The sequence below is a fragment of the Pseudooceanicola sp. NS-SX9 genome, assembly GCF_057380705.1.
Map to the genome: position 1 here is coordinate 158,420 of NZ_JBXXRN010000006.1, position 15,392 is coordinate 173,811.

The window sequence follows — 15,392 nt, forward strand, 5'->3', positions numbered from 1 at the left end:
CGGATGTGCGGAAATGCACATCCGCTTCCGGGAAAAGAGAGCGTCCCGGGTATCAATTCCGGTAAAATCTCCTGTGAAACAGGGTTTTTGACGAAACATTGTTTTGGCGTTATCGTGGCGTGGCATCACCTCCGCATCCTCTGGCCGCGGCGGGGCGGGACCTGGCCCCGGTTGCGACTATCTCCCGAGAGGCGTAGTGCGACAATATGTCCACTTTCTGTGGGCACGTACGTTCCACCTTTTCGGCAGGACAGTAACCAATGACAGATTTACCCGGATACCCCAGCCGCCGCGGCTTTCTGAAAGCCTCGGCCGCGGGTTTCGCGCTTTCGGGGGTGGCCTTCTCGGCCAAGGCCGAAGAGGCCAAGCCGCCCGTTCCCCTGGACCAGTATGAGCGCACCTATCTGAATGCCCAGGAATGGGCCTTCGTGATGGCGGCGACGGCACGGCTGATCCCCTCGGACGGCAATGGCCCCGGTGCCCTGGAAACCCGCGTGCCGGTCTTCATCGACCTGCAGCTGGCCGGGGAATACGGCACCGCGGTCGACTGGTACATGCAGGGCCCCTACAATGCCTCGGCCGCCGCCGATCGCGGCTGGCAGACGCCGCTGAACCCGGCCGAGGTCTACCGCAAGGCCATCCCGGTCATCGACGACTGGTGCAAGGCGAACGAGGGTGCGGTCTTTGCCGATCTGGCCGCCGACAAGCAGGATGCCGTCCTGACCAAGCTGCAGAAGGGCGAGGTTCCGCTGCCGCCCGAAGTGTCGATCTTCTTCACCACGCTGCTGGCCAACACCAAGGAAGGCTATTTCGCCGACCCGATGTACGGCGGCAACCACGGCATGCAGTCCTGGGTCTACATCGGCTTCCCCGGGGCGCGCGCCGCCTACCGCGAATGGCCCGAGCGCCACAACGTCAAATATCCGCTGGGCCCGGTGTCCATCACGGGCGAGAGGGCTTGAGCATGGCACGTCAGGAAAAGAAGAAGGACGTCGTCATCGTCGGCCTCGGCTGGACGGGGTCCATCGCGGGGATCGAACTGGCCCAGGAAGGCCTGGAGATCGTCGCCCTGGAACGCGGCCGCGACCAGAACACGGTGCCCGAGTTCAAATATCCCAACCAGATCGACGAGCTGAAATACGGCGTCCGTCTGAAGAACATGCAAAAGCCCTCGCAGCAGACTGTCACCGTGCGGCGCAATGATGGCGAGGTGGCCCTGCCCTACCGCTCGATGGGGTCGTTCCTGCCGGGCAACGGCGTGGGCGGCGCGGGCACGCACTGGAACGGCCTGTTCTGGCGCCCCCAACCCGAGGAAATGCGCCTGCGCTCTTACGTCAAGGAAAACTGGGGCGAACAGATCATCCCGGCGGACATGACGATCGGCGACTATCCCGTCACCTATGACGAGATGGAACCCTTCTTCACCCAGTTCGAGAAGGTCGCGGGCATCTCCGGCCAGGCCGGCAACATCAAGGGCGAAAAGCGCGAGGGCGGCAACCCGTTCGAGGGCTGGCGGTCCGAAGACTACCCGATGCCGCCGATGAAGCGGACCTACGACAGCTCGAAATTCTACGATGCCTGCAAGGCCGCGGGCTATCACCCGTTCCAGGCGCCGGCGGGCATTGCCTCGACCGCCTATGTGAACCCCTACGGGATGCAGATGGGGCCGTGCAACTACTGCGGCTTCTGCGAACGCTTCGGCTGCTACCAATATTCGAAATCCTCGCCCCAGACGACCATCCTGGACGCGCTGAAGCGGATGCCGAATTTCGAATACCGCACCCATTCCGAAGTGCTGCGCGTCGAGATGGCCGCCGATGGCAAGACCGCCACCGGCGTCACCTACTGGGATGCCCAGGCGCAGGAAGAGGTGTTCCAGCCCGCCGACATTGTGATCCTGTCGTCGTTCCAGCTGAACAACGTGCACCTGATGCTGCTGTCGGGCATTGGCGAGGCCTTCAACCCCGCCACCGGCCAGGGCGTGACCGGCAAGAACTATTCCTACCAGATGACCGGCGGCGTGACGCTGTTCTACGAGGATGCCAACTTCAACCCCTTCGTCGGCACCGGCGCCAACGGGGTCTGCATCGATGATTTCTCGGTCAACCAGATCGACTTTGGCAAGGAAGGCTTCATCGGCGGTGCCTACTGGCGCTCGGGGACGTTCAACGGCCAGCCGATCCGCTCGATGCCGCTGCCCAAGGGCACGCCCAGCTGGGGCGCGGGCTGGAAGGAAGGCATCGGCAAGTGGTACGGCCACGCCATGTCGATCGGCGCGCATGGCTCGTTGATGTCGTACAACAACAACCACCTCGACCTGGACCCGACCTACAAGGACCCGCACGGCCGTCCGCTGATGCGCATGACCTTCAACTGGCAGGACAACGACCTGCGGATGAACCAGCACATGCGCAAGCAGATGGAGCCGCTGGCGGCCACCATGGGGGCCGATCTGGTGCAGTCCAGCTTCAAGGACATCGGTGCGCAATATGACGTGCGTCCCTACCAGACCACCCATACCGTGGGCGGCCACATCATGTCCGACAGCGCCAGCACCGGCGTCGTGAACCGCTACAGCCAGGCCTGGGACAAGCACAACGTCTTCGCCCTGGGTGCGGGCAACTTCGTGCAGAACACCCAGTACAACCCGACGGGCCTTGTGGGCGCGCTGGCCTATCACACGGTCCACGCGATCCGCACCCAGTACCTGTCCAACCCGCGTCCGCTGGTCTGAGGAGCGCCCTGATGAAAACCTTTCTGAAGATCATCGCGGGCCTGGTTGTGCTGGGCGTCGTGGCCCTTGTGGCCTTCATCTTCGTGCCCGTCCAGCGTTCGGCGGCGACCGAACAGCTGGCCGCGGACTGGAAACCGCAGCCGGGCCAGGGCGAATACGTCATGCGCGCGGCCGACTGCGCTGCCTGCCACACCGCCACCGGCGGCAAGGAACTGGCGGGCGGCAAGGGCATCGCCAGCCCCATGGGCACGATCTGGGCCAGCAACATCACCCCTGACAAGGAGACCGGCATCGGTTCCTGGTCGCTGGATGACTTCCGCGCGGCGCTGGTCGACGGCGTGGCCCCGGGGGGCAAGCACCTCTACCCGGCCATGCCCTACGAGAACTACCGCTTCATGAGCGAAGAGGACATCCGTGCCCTCTACGATTACCTGATGAACGACGTCCCCGCCGTCAGCAACAAGGTGCAGGACACCGCGCTGTCCTTCCCCTTCAACATGCGCTTCGGCATCCGGGCCTGGAACTGGGTCGCCCTGCATGGCGAGAACGGCTTTGCCGCCACCGTCAGCGGTGACGCGGCCGCCCGTGGCCAGTACCTGGTCGAAGGACCGGGCCACTGCGCCGCCTGCCACAGCCCGCGCAACAGCCTGATGGCCGAAGGCGGCGTACATGCCGGCGACAAGGCCTTCCTGACCGGCGGCGTGGTCGGCGACTGGGCGGCCCCGGCGCTGCAGGGCCCGGCCTCGTCTCTGGCCAACTGGAGCGTGGCCGAACTGGCCAGCTACCTGGCCACCGGCCGCAACGCCCATTCCACCGCCAATGGCGAGATGGGCCTGGTGGTCAAGGACTCGACCCAGTACCTGAGCGACGCCGACAACATCGCCATGGCGGTCTTCCTGAAGGGGCTCAGCGGCAAGGTGGGCGACGTGCCGACGACGCTGGCCGCAGCCACGCCCCAGGCGATCCCTGCGGCCGGGCCCGACAAGGACGGCGAGGCCACCGCCAAGATGCTGACGGAGGCCAGCCCCGACATGCCGCTGGGCGCGCGGCTCTACCTCGACAACTGCTCGGCCTGCCATTTTGTCACCGGCAAGGGCGCGCCGGGGGTCTTCCCGGAACTGGCGCATAATTCGCTGGTCGTCTCGGACAAGGTGGATCCGCTGATCTCGATCATCCTGAACGGGGCCCAGGTGCCCTCGACCAAGGAACGTCCGATGCAGCTGGTCATGCAGGGCTATGCCGACCGGCTGAGCGACGGCGACGTGGCCGCGCTGGCGAACTTCCTGCGCCAGAACTGGGGCAACGATGCCGGTCCCGTGACCGCAGCAGAGGTCACCGCGGTGCGCAACGCCAACCCGGCCGAGTGATCCCGCGCCCGTCGCGGCGTTTCTGATCAAGACAGCGAAAGGGCCGGTCCGGGTGACCGGCCCTTTTTCATGCCCCTGCCCCGGATGTCGCGGGGCCTGCCCCGGAACGGCTGTCAGCGTCCGGCGCGGGCCGGATCATGCTGCGCCGCAGCGCCCGGAAGGCTGGCACGTTCAAACGCGCGCCCCGCAGGCGTGGAAAAGGTGCGTTCCCCCTTGCCCTGGCCCTTGCACGCGATGGGCGGCCCGGGATCCGGGCACAGATGACCGCAGGCGCCGCGCTCTTCCCGTCCTGGCCGGTGCCAGGTCAACCGTCCGCTGACGTTCATGCGCCCGCGCCTCGGCTTCTGCCCCTCCGGTTCTGGCCATTCGGACCCCGGGCGCGGTTCCTGACGGCGGGGTCCGTCCTTGCCGGTGTCTGGCCCCGACGCATCCGGCCCTCTCTTCGTCGGGCGGGGTGTTCGGCCCCCCGGGCATGCGCATCGACGCCCTGCGGGGCGGCTGCACCCGCCTTCCGGCCGGGCAGAAGGCCCTCTCTTCCTCCGGCCCGCCGGTATATATCCCAGCCCGGCCGTATCTGCGGTTGCGCCAGAACGGGCAGCGCCCGGGCACTGGGGGGCGCGTCACGTCCGTTCTGTCGCGGGGCCCGGCCCGGCGTCGGGCGCAGCCCGCCAAAGGCCCGGTCCGATCTGGCCAGCGCCGTCCGGCCCTTCCTTTTCATCATCCTGCTGGCGCTGCAAACAGCCCCCCCCCCTCGGGGGGCGGCCCTGCTGTCCTTACCTCTTTCCTTCGACGCGCTTTTCGTCACCTATTTTCCGGCGGGCTGCGCGATCCTGCGGCCCATCCACATCTCTTCCACCCTGCGCCGGGGCATCCCCCCAAGGTCAACGCCATCGGTGCGCGGATCGTGCGGGCTCTGGTGATCCTCATCGTCCTCCCGGTCGGCCTGCGGCACGACCGCAATCAAAACCTACCACGACAGGAGCTTTCCATGACCGACTACACCCTTGCCTACTGGCAGGCCGCTGCCGAGAAACTGAGCCTTTGCACCAGGCATTTCATCGACGGGACCTATGTGCCCTCCGCCTCGGGCGCCGTCTTCCCCTCGATCAACCCCGCCACCGGCACCGTCATCGCCGAGGTCGCCCGCGGTGGCCAGGCCGAGATCGACGCCGCCGTCGCGGTGGCCCGCAAGGCCTTCCGCTCGGGCGTCTGGTCCAGGATGGCGCCGCGCGACCGCATGGCCGTGCTGGAGAAATTCGCCGCCCTGATCGAGGCCCATGCCGAGGAATTTGCCGTGCTCGACAGCCTCGACATGGGCAAGCCGGTAATGGACATGATGAACATCGACGTGCCCGGCTCGGTCACGGCGATCAAGTTCTTCGCCGAATGCATCGACAAGTTCGACGGCAAGGTCACCTCGACCGCCCCGGATGCGCTGCATTACATCCTGAACCAGCCGCTGGGCGTGGTGGGGATCATCACGCCGTGGAACTATCCGCTGATGATGGCCGCATGGAAGCTGGGCCCGGCGCTGGCGACCGGCAACGCGGTCGTGCTGAAGCCTGCGGAACAATCGCCCCTGTCGGCCTGCCTGCTGGCGGAACTGTTCATCGAGGCCGGGGGCCCCGCGGGCGTGCTGAACGTCGTCCATGGTCTGGGCGAAGAGGCGGGCAAGGCGCTGGCGCTGCACATGGGGGTCGACAAGATCGCCTTCACCGGCTCGACCGAGGTGGGCAAGCTGCTGATGATCTATGCCGGCCAGTCCAACATGAAGCGCGTCACCACCGAATGCGGTGGCAAGACCCCGCAGATCATCCTGGACGACTGGGACGACATCGAGACCGCCGCCACCTATGCGGTGAACGGCATCTACGGCAACCAGGGCGAGGTCTGCAACGCGGGCTCGCGCATTTTGGTGGCAAAGCCGCTGCATGACGCCTTTGTCGAGAAGTTCCTGGAAATCACCGCCAGCAGCTTCAAGCTGGGCGATCCGCTGGATCCCGAAACCACCATGGGCCCCCTTGTCACGGCCGAGCAGCAAAAGCGCGTGCTGGGCTATATCGAGCAGGGCAAGGCCGAGGGCGCCACGCTGGCGCTTGGCGGCAGTGCACCCGCATCCCTTGCGCCGGGCGCCTATGTGGAACCGACGCTGTTCACCGGCGTCAACAACGCCATGGTCATCGCGCAGGAGGAAATCTTTGGTCCCGTCGGCACGATCATCCCCGTCGATGGCCTGGAAGACGCGCTGGAGATCGCCAATGACAGCGCCTACGGGCTGGCGGCCTCGGTCTGGACGCGCGATCTGGTCAAGGCGCATACCTTCGGCCAGCAGATGGAGGCCGGCGTCTGCTGGGTGAACTGCTTTGACCATGGCGACATGACCTCGATCTGGGGCGGCTTCAAGCAGACCGGCAATGGCCGCGACAAGGCCTATGAGGCCCTGAGCCAGTACACCCAGACCAAATCCGTCTGGATCAACCTGGGCTGATCACGCCGCACAGACGGTATCCATGGCGCAAGGCGGTCCCTCGGGGCCGCCTTTCTGCATCGCGGCAATTCATGCCATTCGCTCGCTGCATGGCGGCAATTCGGTTTTGATGTTAGCGCCAACAACGGGGATCGCCTATCTGTGGCTCAAGACGAAACACAGTAGATGAACCGGAGAGCAAGACATGGCCACTCAATCCACCAACGTCCCCGTTTTCGACCGCTACAGCCTGGGCACCCCCTTTGCCGCCCCGCTGGGCAACCCGATTGCCGCGCTGCAGACCTGGATCCGCGCCCGCCGCGCGATCAACGAGCTGTCGAACCTGTCGGACCGTGAACTGTCGGATCTGGGCATTGCCCGCAGCAACATCCGCGCCGCCGTGATGGCAGGCCTGAACGCGCGCTGACGGCGCGCCGGTCCGGAGGAGGGACCGCAAGGCTGCATCCCCGATCCCGCACCGACCGCGCCGGGCCTGTTGGCCCGGCTTTTTCATGTCCGCCCGGCCCCCCAGGGCGGCCCCGGGGCCGAAGGAAAAGGCCCGACGGATCGGTTCCGATCCACCGGGCCCTGAAGGGGCGGGCCTGCGGATCAGGCCCGGAAAGGTCCCGCGGGACCTGTCACGCCTTGTCGGCGAAATGCGCCGCCAGCGCCGCGATATGCGGGGATTCGATGCCGCAGCAGCCGCCCACCATCGTCGCACCCGCCGCAACCCAGGCATCGGCCCAGCCGATGTAGCCCTCGGGCGTCAGGTCCTTGCGCACCTCCGAGATGACCTCGTTCGCGGCGCCGTCCTCGTCCTGGGAGCCGAAGGCATTCGCATAGACGCCGATCGGCAGGGCCTTGTCGCCCATCGCCGCCAGGGCGGCCCGGATCGCGGGGGCCATCACCTCGGGCATCGAGCAGTTGAACAGCAGCGCCTCGGAGCCCAGCTCCAGCGCCAGTTTCGCCGCATCCGCCACCGTTTCGCCCGAACGCAGCGCCGGGGTTTCCAGCTCGGCGCCCTTGCGGTCGCGCAGGGTGAAGGACAGCCAAAGCGGCTTGCCCGTGGCGGCGACGGCTTCGGCGGCGGTGCGCGCCTCGGCCAGCGACGACAGGGTTTCGCCCAGCCACAGGTCGACATCGGGGTTCATCGCCGCGACCAGAACGTCAAGGATCGGGCGCGCCACGGCGGCGTCGAAGGCCTCGGGCATGTAGGAGCCGCAGGGCGGCGGCAGGCTGCCGGCCACGCGCGCGCCGGGAAAGTCATCGGCGGCCACGCGCGCCAGATGCGCCGCATCCGCCGCCAGCTGCGCGCCATCGGCAGCAAAACGCGCCTCGCCCAGGTGGAAGGGCACCACGGCATAGCTGTTGGTCGTGACGACCTGAGAGCCCGCCTTCAGGAAGGCCTCGTGGGCGGCGCGCACGGTCTGCGGCGCCTCGATCAGCGCCAGCGCCGACCATTCCGGCTGGCGCAGCTCGGCGCCGCAGCGTTGCAGCTCGCGGCTCATGCCGCCGTCAAGCAGGGTGATCTGGGTCATGGGGGTCTCCGAAAGTCAGTCGGGGGCGTGGGTCAGCAGATCCAGGGCCAGGCGTGCCAGCGCGCGCGCGGTCACCGGGATGGCGCTTTCGTCGGGTTGGTAATCGGAATTGTGCAGCCGGTCGTCACGCCCGGGCTGGCCCGAGCCGATCTGCAGCTGGAACGACGGGATGCGTTCCGAGAAATACGAGAAATCCTCGGCCCCGAAATCGGTCCCGACCACGACCTTGGGCGGGGTGCCGAAGTGCTCTTTCAGGATGGCTTCGGCACGGGTGACGAGGGCGTCGTCATTGACCAGCGCCGGGCAGCCGCGGATATAGGTGATCTCGGCCTCAAGGCCCTGGGCGTGGGCGGCCTCGGTGCAGATCTGGCGAAAGGCCTCTTCGGCCATGTCGCGGGTCTGGGCCGAGCGGCAGCGCACGGTGCCCGAGAAGGTGCAGCTGTCGGGGATGATGTTCTCGGTGAACCCGCCCGAGATCTGCCCGATGGTCAGCACCATCGGATCGGCCGGGTCCATCCGGCGCGAGACGATGCTTTGCAACTGGGTGATCACATAGGCGGCGCCGACGATCGGATCGGCCGCCAGGTGCGGGCGCGCCGCATGGCCCGAGCGCCCCGCCAGCGTGACGCGGAATTCGTCGCTGGAGGCGGTGGTGGCGCCGCGGTTCAGCCGCAGCTGGCCGGCAGGCATCTCGGGCTGGTTGTGGAAGGCCACGGCCATGGCGACGCCATCGGCCGCACCATCGGCCACCATCGCGGCGGCGCCGCTGTCCTGGGTTTCCTCGGCCGGCTGGAAGACCAGCCGCACGGTGCCGGCGATCTTGTCGCCGAGGCCGCTCAGGGCATGGGCGGCACCCAGCAGGGCGGCGGTGTGGAAATCATGGCCGCAGGCATGCATCTTGCCCGGCACGGTCGAGGCAAAAGGCAGCCCGGTGCGTTCCTGGATCGGCAGGGCGTCCATGTCGGCGCGCAGGATCAGGGTGGGCCCGGGCGTGGCGCCCGCGATCTCGGCCACGACGCCGGTGCGGCCGACGCCGGTCTGCACCGGCAGGCCCAGGCCGCGCAGTTCCTCGGCCACCAGGGCGGCGGTGCGGATGGTGTCAAAGCCGGTTTCGGGATGGGCATGGATGTCGCGCCGCAGCGCCACCAGATGCGGGGCCAGGGCCTCGATCCGGGCGTCGATCAGCGCCCCGGGATCGTTGATGCCCATATCGGTTGCTGCGCGCTCGGTCATGGCCTGAACCTCCGGGGGGCTGGATCCGTTTGTCTTGGCATTTGTTATACGATCGGGCAACAAGAGGAAAGCAATAACCCGGAGGACCGCCATGACACCGCAACCGGAGATCCTGGGCGTCTGCCTGAGCGCCACGCTGGATCTGGACGCGCTTTACGGCGAAGCGCTGCGGGCGGGCGCCCGCGACGTGCGGGTGCTGCGCCCCGAAGAGGTGACAGACCCCGCCGCCATCGCTTTTGCCATTTGCTGGAACCCCGCGCCCGACGCCTTTGCCCCCTACCCGAACCTGGCCTTGGCGATGTCGATCGGCGCCGGGGTGGATGCGCTGCTGAACCACCCGGGCCTGCCCGCAGGCATCCCCGTGGCGCGGGTGCGCGATCCGCACCAGGCCGATTTGATGGCGGGCTATGCCGTCCATGCGGTGCTGCAGGACGAACGCGGCTTCGGCACGATGGCGGAAAACGCCCGCAGCGGCCTGTGGCTGCCGCTGCCGATGCGGGCGCCTGCCGATGTGCCGGTGGCGGTGCTGGGCCATGGCACGATGGGCCGCGCGGTGGCGCGGGCGCTGTCGGCGCTTGGCTTTGCGGTGCGCGTGGCCAGCCGCAGCGCCCCCGCCGATCCGCTGCCGGGCGTCACCTACCTGACCGGCGACGACGCCGCGGCGCAGGCCGCCACCGGCGCGCTTTACCTGATCAACGTGCTGCCGCTGACCGGGGCCACCCGCGATATCCTGGCGCGGCCGCTCTTTGAACGCCTCGCCCCCGGCGCCCGGCTGATCCAGATCGGCCGGGGCGAGCACCTTTGCGAGGCGGATCTGCTGGAGGCGCTGGAAAACGGGCAGTTGGCGGGGGCGACGCTGGATGTTTTCCGTACGGAACCCCTGCCCGCCGACCATCCCTTCTGGCAGGATCCGCGGCTGAGGATCACACCGCATATTGCCAGCGATTCCCTGCCCGAAATCGTCGCCGCCCAGGTGATCGAAACCGCCCGGGCGCTGCGCGACGGCGCCCCTCTGACCTATGCCGTGGACCCTGCGCGCGGCTACTGACGAAAGGATCTTTCATGCCCATGAGCGATGCCGAATGGCAAACCCGGGTCGAGCTGGCCGCCTGCTACCGCCTGGCCGCCCATTACAAGATGACCGACCTGATCTACACCCATATCACCGCCCGCGTCCCGGACGAGGAGGGGCGTTTCCTGATCAATCCCTACGGCCTTCGCTGGGAAGAGATCACGGCCTCGAACCTGGTGAAGATCGACGTCGAGGGCAACAAGATCGACGACACGCCCTATAACGTGAACCCCGCCGGTTTCACCATCCATTCGGCGATCCACCGCACCAGCCACAAGGCGGGCTGGATCATGCACACCCACACCCGGGCGGGTGTCGCGGTGTCGTGCCTGGACGAGGGGCTGCTGCCGCTGAACCAGATCGCGCTGCAATTCCACGGCCAGGTCGCCTATCACGACTTCGAGGGCATCGCGCTGAACCTGGAAGAACGTGACCGCATCGTCGCGAGCCTGGGCGACAAGCCGGTGCTGGTGCTGCGCAACCACGGCCTGCTGACCACCGGCCCGACCGCCGCCAAGATGTTCAACAACATGTTCTACCTGGAACGCTCGTGCGAGATCCAGGTGGCGGCGCTGTCGATGGGCCAGCCGATCCGCAAGCTGGATCCGGCGCTGTGCACCTTTGTCGCCAGCCAGTACGACACCAGCATGGGCGAGGATGACGACGTGATGCTGGAATGGGCGGCGCATCTGCGGCTGCTCGAACAGATCCATCCCGACTACAAGTCGTAAGGCCCGGGGCGGGACAAAAGCCCCTTCCCGACATGAAGACGCCGCCGGATCACCCAGGATCCGGCGGCGTTTTTCGCTCTGGGGTCGGGGGTCAGCGGCCGGTGGGCAGGCGGCTTTCGAACCAGCGCAGCACCAGCGTCAGCACGCCGCTCAGGCACAGGTAGACGGCGACCAGGAACAGCAGGGGTTCGTAGGTCAGGAAGGTCGCCTGCCGCACCCGGGTGATCACCGCGTAAAGGTCCGTCACCGCGATCGTGGCGACCAGCGGCGTCGATTTCAGCTGCAGGATGATCTCTCCGGTCAGGGTCGGCAGGGCGCGGTGCAGGGCGCGCGGGAACCAGACCCGCCGGAAGGTCAGGAAGGGCGACATGCCGAAGGCGCGCGCGGCCTCCAGTTCGCCCTTCGGCACGCCCGCGAAGGCGCCGCGCATCACCTCGCCCTCGTAGGCCGCGAACGAGACCGTCAGCGCGATCAGCCCGTAGGGCCAGGCCTGACGCAGGTAGGGCCAGGCCCAGCTTTCGCGGATCTCGGGGTATTGGGCGAAAAGCGATCCCAGACCGTAGTAGAACAGCCACATCTGCAGCAGCAGCGGCGTGCCGCGGATCACCGTGCAGAAGGCGGTGGCCAGCCAGCGCAGCGGCCGCGGCCCCACCACCTGCGCGATGCCCAGCGGCAGCGCCACCAGAAAGCCCAGGACGACGCTGACCACCAGCATGATCATGGTCATTTCCAGCCCGCCCCATAGCTTGGGCAGGTACTGGGGCAGCCAGCTCCAGTCCATCTTCAGGACCATGGCGGCCAGGATGGCGAGGGCGATCAGCGCCATCAGGATGCGGTGTGGCAGGCAGACGGCCTTCAGGCCGGCGATCAGCCGCTGCCCCGAAGCCGGGCGCAGGGGGGTGACGATATCGATGTCGGGCATGTCGGCGCCTCCTTATGCGACGGGGGCCAGGCCGCGACGGGCCCGTTTCTCGAACCAGCGCAGGCCGATGTTCGAGGCCAGCGTCAGCACCAGGTAAAGCGCGCCGGCCGACAGGAAGAACAGGAAATAGGCCCGGGTCGAGGACGCCGCCTGCCGCGTCACCAGCGTCAGCTCGGAGAAGCCGATGACCGCCAGGAGCGCGGTGTCCTTGGTGGCGATCATCCACAGGTTCGCCATGCCGGGGATGGCATGGGGCGTCATCGCCGGCAGCGTCACCCGGCGCAGCACCTGGCGCGGCGACATGCCAAAGGCATGGGCGGCCTCGATCTGGCCATGGGGCACGGCGTTGATGGCGCCGCGGATGACCTCGGTCGCATAGCCGCCCTGCACCAGCCCGATCACCAGGATGCCCGCCGTCAGCCCGTTGATGTCGAGCGCCTGATACCCCATCGCCTGCATCAGCCGGTTCAGCATGTCGGTACCGGCGTAGTAGAACAGCAGCATCAGCACCAGTTCCGGCACGGCACGGATGATCAGTGTGTAAATTTCGGCCAGGTCCTTGGCGACCCGCCCGCCATAGAGCTTGGCGACCGCTCCGATGATGCCGATGACGATCCCGAGGGCATAGCCCCCTGCCGCCAGTTCGACGGACCGCAGGAAACCGGCCAGCAGCGCTCCGCCCCATCCCGGAGAGTGCAAAGCCAGCAGGCTGAAGTCGAACCCTTGCATCATCGCGATCATGCTCCTTCTGTCATTGAAGGACCGGGCCCCTTCGCGGGGCCCGGTCAGGACGGCTTACTTGCCGTCACCACCATAGATGTCGATCTTGAAGTACTTGGCGGTCAGCGTCTTGTAGGTGCCGTCGGCCAGGATGTCCTTGATCGCCGCGTTGACCTTGCTCAGCAGGTCGGTGTCTTCCTTGCGCAGGCCGACGCCAACGCCGCGGCCCAGAACATCGGGATCGTCCTTGACGGCACCTGCGTCCTCGCAGCACGCCTTGCCGGTATCAGAGTCCAGGAAGGGCTGCACCGCCAGGCTGTCGCCGACCACGGCATCCAGACGCCCCGCCGCCAGATCCTGCAGTTCCTCGTCCAGGGTCTGGTAGATGCGGACGCCGCCGGCATTGTCGGCGTAGTACTTGTTGACGTAGGCCTCCTGGATGGAGCCCGACTGTGCACCGATATAGGCCCCTTTGATGCCCTCGGCGGTGGGCTTGTACTTGCTGCCCTTGGCCACGACCAGATCGGTCGGCGTGTGGTAATAGCTGTCCGAGAAGGCGATCTGCTTGGCGCGTTCCGGGGTGATCCCCATCGAGCCCATGATCATGTCGATCTTGCCGGTCTTCAGCGCCGGGATGATGCCGTCCCAGGCGATCGGGGTGACGACGCAGTTGGCCTCGATCCGCTTGCAGACCTCATGCATGAAGTCGATTTCCCAGCCGCTCCAGTTGCCTGCGGCATCGGGGGTGTAGAAGGGCGGATAGGGTTCGGCCGAGACGCCGACCTTGTAGGTGGGTTCGGCCATGGCGGGCGCTGCAAAGGCCGCCGCGGCGGTCACGGCAAGGGCAAGTTTCTTGATCATGGACTGTCCTCTGTTGTCGGGGCCGGATGGTCCCCGCGTGATTGGCCCGGTCAGGCGACCGAACGGATGAATTGCTGCAAGTGCGGCGAACGGGGATCGCCAAAGATCTGTTCCGGCGGGCCCTGTTCCTCGATCCGGCCGTCGCGCAAGTATATGACGTGGCTGGCGACGTCACGGGCAAAAGCCATCTCGTGGGTGACCAGGATCATCGTGCGCCCCTCGTCGGCCAGGTCGCGGATGACCGACAGGACCTCTCCGACCAGCTCCGGGTCCAGCGCCGAGGTCGGCTCGTCGAAGAGCATCGCCAGGGGGTCGACCGCCAGCACCCGCGCGATCGCGGCGCGCTGCTGCTGGCCGCCCGACAGCTGCGCCGGATAGGCATCCAGCTTGGCCCCCAGGCCCACGCGCTCCAGCACCTGGCGGGCGCGGGCCTCGGCCTCGGCGCGGGACTGGCCCAGCACATGCACCGGCACCTCGGTCACGTTGCCCAGCACGGTGCGGTGCTGCCACAGGTTGAAGTTCTGGAACACCATCCCCAGATGCGCCCGGATCCGCTGGACCTGCTTCGGGTCGGCAGGCTCCAGATCGCCCGAGCGGCCGCGGCGCAGGGCGTAATCCTCGCCGCGGATGCTGATCCGCCCCGCGGTCGGGCGCTCCAGCAGGTTGATGCAGCGCAGCATCGTCGACTTGCCGGACCCCGATCCGCCGATCACCGCCACCACGTCGCCGGGCCTGGCCTGCAGCGAAACCCCCTTCAGAACCTCGTTGGCGCCAAAGCTCTTGTGCAGGTCCTCGACCAGGATTGCCGGTTCTTCGGCCATTTCGTCCCTTCCCGGGGGGTGCGGAGCCTGTCGGCGCCTGCCCCCTCTTGTGTTTCCGGTTTTGCTATACAAATGTATAACAGTGACGATAGGGAAAGCAAACCAGGCCCCCCGCAAGGCCCCCGCAGCCCGCAGAAGGACGCACCCGATGACCAATATTGCAGCACCCCGCCCGGCCGCCCGTGCCGCTGTCGCCGGGTTTGCCCTTGCCATCGGTCGCCGCAGCAGCCCCGCTGGGGGCAGCCGTCCCCACCCGAGCCGCCAATGACCCGCAAGACCTTCCAGAGACTGTCCGAGGACGACCGCCGCCGCGGCTTGCTGGAGGCGACGCTGGAGGCCATCGGCGACGAGGGCCTGCATGCCGCCAGCGCCCGCCGCATCGCTGATCGCGCCGGTGTCACCGCCGGGCTGATCCGGCACCACTTCGGCTCGAAGGATGCGATGGTGCGGGCGGCCTATGGCTATCTGATGGGCCAGCTGACCGGCCGCGCCGCCGAGGCCGCCGAGGCCGCGGGCGCCACCCCCGCCGAGGCCCTGGCCTGTTTCATTGCCGCCAATGTCACCGCGCCCAACCTCTCGGCGCGCAAGGTGTCGGTCTGGGCCAGCTTCATCAGCCTGGTCGAGACCGAGCCCGGCTATTCCGAGATCCACCGCGACAGCTACCGCGACTTCCTCGAGATCCTGGAAACGCTGATCCACCCGGTGCTGGAGGCCCACGACCGGCCCGCCGATCCCGCCACCTGCCAGGGGCTGGCGGTGGCGCTGAACGGTCTGATCGACGGGCTGTGGCTGGAAGGGTCCCTGGGTCACGGCCTTTACGACATATCCCGGCTGCCGCGCATCGCGCTGTCGGCTGCCGAAGGGTTGCTGCGGCTGCCCGACACCACCCTGCTTCGCCACCTGCCCGTCCCGGCAGGGGCCTGACC

General features: G+C 67.4%; 14 protein-coding genes. 8 read left to right on the plus strand and 6 right to left on the minus strand.

The window, feature by feature from the left end; genetic code table 11:
- Window positions 1-260 precede the first annotated feature (260 nt).
- The 5 genes from AC2ITM_RS22725 to AC2ITM_RS22745 all read left to right on the plus strand — a co-directional run bounded on the left by AC2ITM_RS22725 (window position 261) and on the right by AC2ITM_RS22745 (window position 6,995).
- Window positions 261-962, plus strand: a complete 702-nt coding sequence (locus AC2ITM_RS22725) for a gluconate 2-dehydrogenase subunit 3 family protein (protein ID WP_486470490.1) — start codon at window positions 261-263, stop codon at window positions 960-962.
- A gap of 2 nt (window positions 963-964) precedes the next feature.
- On the plus strand, window positions 965-2,734 hold the full coding sequence (locus tag AC2ITM_RS22730; RefSeq protein WP_486470491.1) for a GMC family oxidoreductase: 1,770 nt from the start codon (window positions 965-967) through the stop codon (window positions 2,732-2,734).
- Window positions 2,735-2,745: 11 nt separating this feature from the next.
- Complete coding sequence (locus AC2ITM_RS22735) at window positions 2,746-4,101, plus strand: c-type cytochrome (RefSeq protein ID WP_486470492.1); 1,356 nt, start codon at window positions 2,746-2,748, stop codon at window positions 4,099-4,101.
- A gap of 988 nt (window positions 4,102-5,089) precedes the next feature.
- Window positions 5,090-6,589 carry an aldehyde dehydrogenase gene (locus AC2ITM_RS22740; protein ID WP_486470493.1) on the plus strand — a complete coding sequence of 500 codons (1,500 nt, stop codon included), beginning with the start codon at window positions 5,090-5,092 and terminating at the stop codon, window positions 6,587-6,589.
- A 184-nt stretch (window positions 6,590-6,773) separates the two neighbouring features.
- A complete protein-coding gene (locus AC2ITM_RS22745; RefSeq protein WP_486470494.1) occupies window positions 6,774-6,995 on the plus strand; it encodes a DUF1127 domain-containing protein in 222 nt (73 codons plus the stop codon).
- 211 nt (window positions 6,996-7,206) lie between these two features.
- Here the strand turns inward: AC2ITM_RS22745 and AC2ITM_RS22750 are convergent, their stop codons facing one another.
- Complete coding sequence (locus AC2ITM_RS22750) at window positions 7,207-8,106, minus strand: homocysteine S-methyltransferase family protein (protein WP_486470495.1); 900 nt, start codon at window positions 8,104-8,106, stop codon at window positions 7,207-7,209.
- Window positions 8,107-8,121: 15 nt separating this feature from the next.
- The gene (locus AC2ITM_RS22755) at window positions 8,122-9,339 is read right to left on the minus strand and encodes a M20 metallopeptidase family protein (RefSeq protein ID WP_486470496.1); all 1,218 of its coding nucleotides are present in this window, start codon (window positions 9,337-9,339) and stop codon (window positions 8,122-8,124) included.
- A 91-nt stretch (window positions 9,340-9,430) separates the two neighbouring features.
- Here AC2ITM_RS22755 and AC2ITM_RS22760 point away from each other — a divergent pair, with 91 nt between their 5' ends.
- On the plus strand, window positions 9,431-10,387 hold the full coding sequence (locus AC2ITM_RS22760) for an NAD(P)-dependent oxidoreductase (RefSeq protein WP_486470497.1): 957 nt from the start codon (window positions 9,431-9,433) through the stop codon (window positions 10,385-10,387).
- A gap of 20 nt (window positions 10,388-10,407) precedes the next feature.
- Window positions 10,408-11,142, plus strand: a complete 735-nt coding sequence (locus AC2ITM_RS22765) for a class II aldolase/adducin family protein (protein ID WP_486470645.1) — start codon at window positions 10,408-10,410, stop codon at window positions 11,140-11,142.
- A gap of 91 nt (window positions 11,143-11,233) precedes the next feature.
- Here the strand turns inward: AC2ITM_RS22765 and AC2ITM_RS22770 are convergent, their stop codons facing one another.
- From AC2ITM_RS22770 to AC2ITM_RS22785, 4 genes are all read right to left on the minus strand, one after another.
- Window positions 11,234-11,968: an ABC transporter permease gene (locus AC2ITM_RS22770; protein WP_486470646.1), complete on the minus strand. Its 735-nt coding sequence runs from the start codon at window positions 11,966-11,968 to the stop codon at window positions 11,234-11,236.
- A gap of 108 nt (window positions 11,969-12,076) precedes the next feature.
- Window positions 12,077-12,796: an ABC transporter permease gene (locus AC2ITM_RS22775; protein ID WP_486470647.1), complete on the minus strand. Its 720-nt coding sequence runs from the start codon at window positions 12,794-12,796 to the stop codon at window positions 12,077-12,079.
- A gap of 63 nt (window positions 12,797-12,859) precedes the next feature.
- Window positions 12,860-13,645, minus strand: coding sequence for a transporter substrate-binding domain-containing protein (locus tag AC2ITM_RS22780; RefSeq protein ID WP_486470498.1), 786 nt, complete (start codon window positions 13,643-13,645; stop codon window positions 12,860-12,862).
- A 50-nt stretch (window positions 13,646-13,695) separates the two neighbouring features.
- Window positions 13,696-14,466, minus strand: coding sequence for an ABC transporter ATP-binding protein (locus tag AC2ITM_RS22785; RefSeq protein WP_486470499.1), 771 nt, complete (start codon window positions 14,464-14,466; stop codon window positions 13,696-13,698).
- 264 nt (window positions 14,467-14,730) lie between these two features.
- Between AC2ITM_RS22785 and AC2ITM_RS22790 the strand changes: the two genes are divergently transcribed.
- Window positions 14,731-15,390 carry a TetR family transcriptional regulator C-terminal domain-containing protein gene (locus AC2ITM_RS22790; RefSeq protein WP_486470500.1) on the plus strand — a complete coding sequence of 220 codons (660 nt, stop codon included), beginning with the start codon at window positions 14,731-14,733 and terminating at the stop codon, window positions 15,388-15,390.
- Window positions 15,391-15,392 lie beyond the last annotated feature (2 nt).

Bases quoted from the DNA above. Each gene is read 5' to 3' on its own strand.
- AC2ITM_RS22765 (WP_486470645.1), top strand. From the start codon at position 10,408: ATGAGCGATGCCGAATGGCAAACCCGGGTCGAGCTGGCCGCCTGCTAC.
- AC2ITM_RS22745 (WP_486470494.1), top strand. From the start codon at position 6,774: ATGGCCACTCAATCCACCAACGTCCCCGTTTTCGACCGCTACAGCCTG.
- AC2ITM_RS22775 (WP_486470647.1), bottom strand. From the start codon at position 12,796: ATGATGCAAGGGTTCGACTTCAGCCTGCTGGCTTTGCACTCTCCGGGA.
- AC2ITM_RS22785 (WP_486470499.1), bottom strand. From the start codon at position 14,466: ATGGCCGAAGAACCGGCAATCCTGGTCGAGGACCTGCACAAGAGCTTT.
- AC2ITM_RS22730 (WP_486470491.1), top strand. From the start codon at position 965: ATGGCACGTCAGGAAAAGAAGAAGGACGTCGTCATCGTCGGCCTCGGC.
- AC2ITM_RS22750 (WP_486470495.1), bottom strand. From the start codon at position 8,106: ATGACCCAGATCACCCTGCTTGACGGCGGCATGAGCCGCGAGCTGCAA.
- AC2ITM_RS22780 (WP_486470498.1), bottom strand. From the start codon at position 13,645: ATGATCAAGAAACTTGCCCTTGCCGTGACCGCCGCGGCGGCCTTTGCA.
- AC2ITM_RS22755 (WP_486470496.1), bottom strand. From the start codon at position 9,339: ATGACCGAGCGCGCAGCAACCGATATGGGCATCAACGATCCCGGGGCG.
- AC2ITM_RS22790 (WP_486470500.1), top strand. From the start codon at position 14,731: ATGACCCGCAAGACCTTCCAGAGACTGTCCGAGGACGACCGCCGCCGC.
- AC2ITM_RS22760 (WP_486470497.1), top strand. From the start codon at position 9,431: ATGACACCGCAACCGGAGATCCTGGGCGTCTGCCTGAGCGCCACGCTG.
- AC2ITM_RS22735 (WP_486470492.1), top strand. From the start codon at position 2,746: ATGAAAACCTTTCTGAAGATCATCGCGGGCCTGGTTGTGCTGGGCGTC.
- AC2ITM_RS22725 (WP_486470490.1), top strand. From the start codon at position 261: ATGACAGATTTACCCGGATACCCCAGCCGCCGCGGCTTTCTGAAAGCC.
- AC2ITM_RS22740 (WP_486470493.1), top strand. From the start codon at position 5,090: ATGACCGACTACACCCTTGCCTACTGGCAGGCCGCTGCCGAGAAACTG.
- AC2ITM_RS22770 (WP_486470646.1), bottom strand. From the start codon at position 11,968: ATGGCGCTGATCGCCCTCGCCATCCTGGCCGCCATGGTCCTGAAGATG.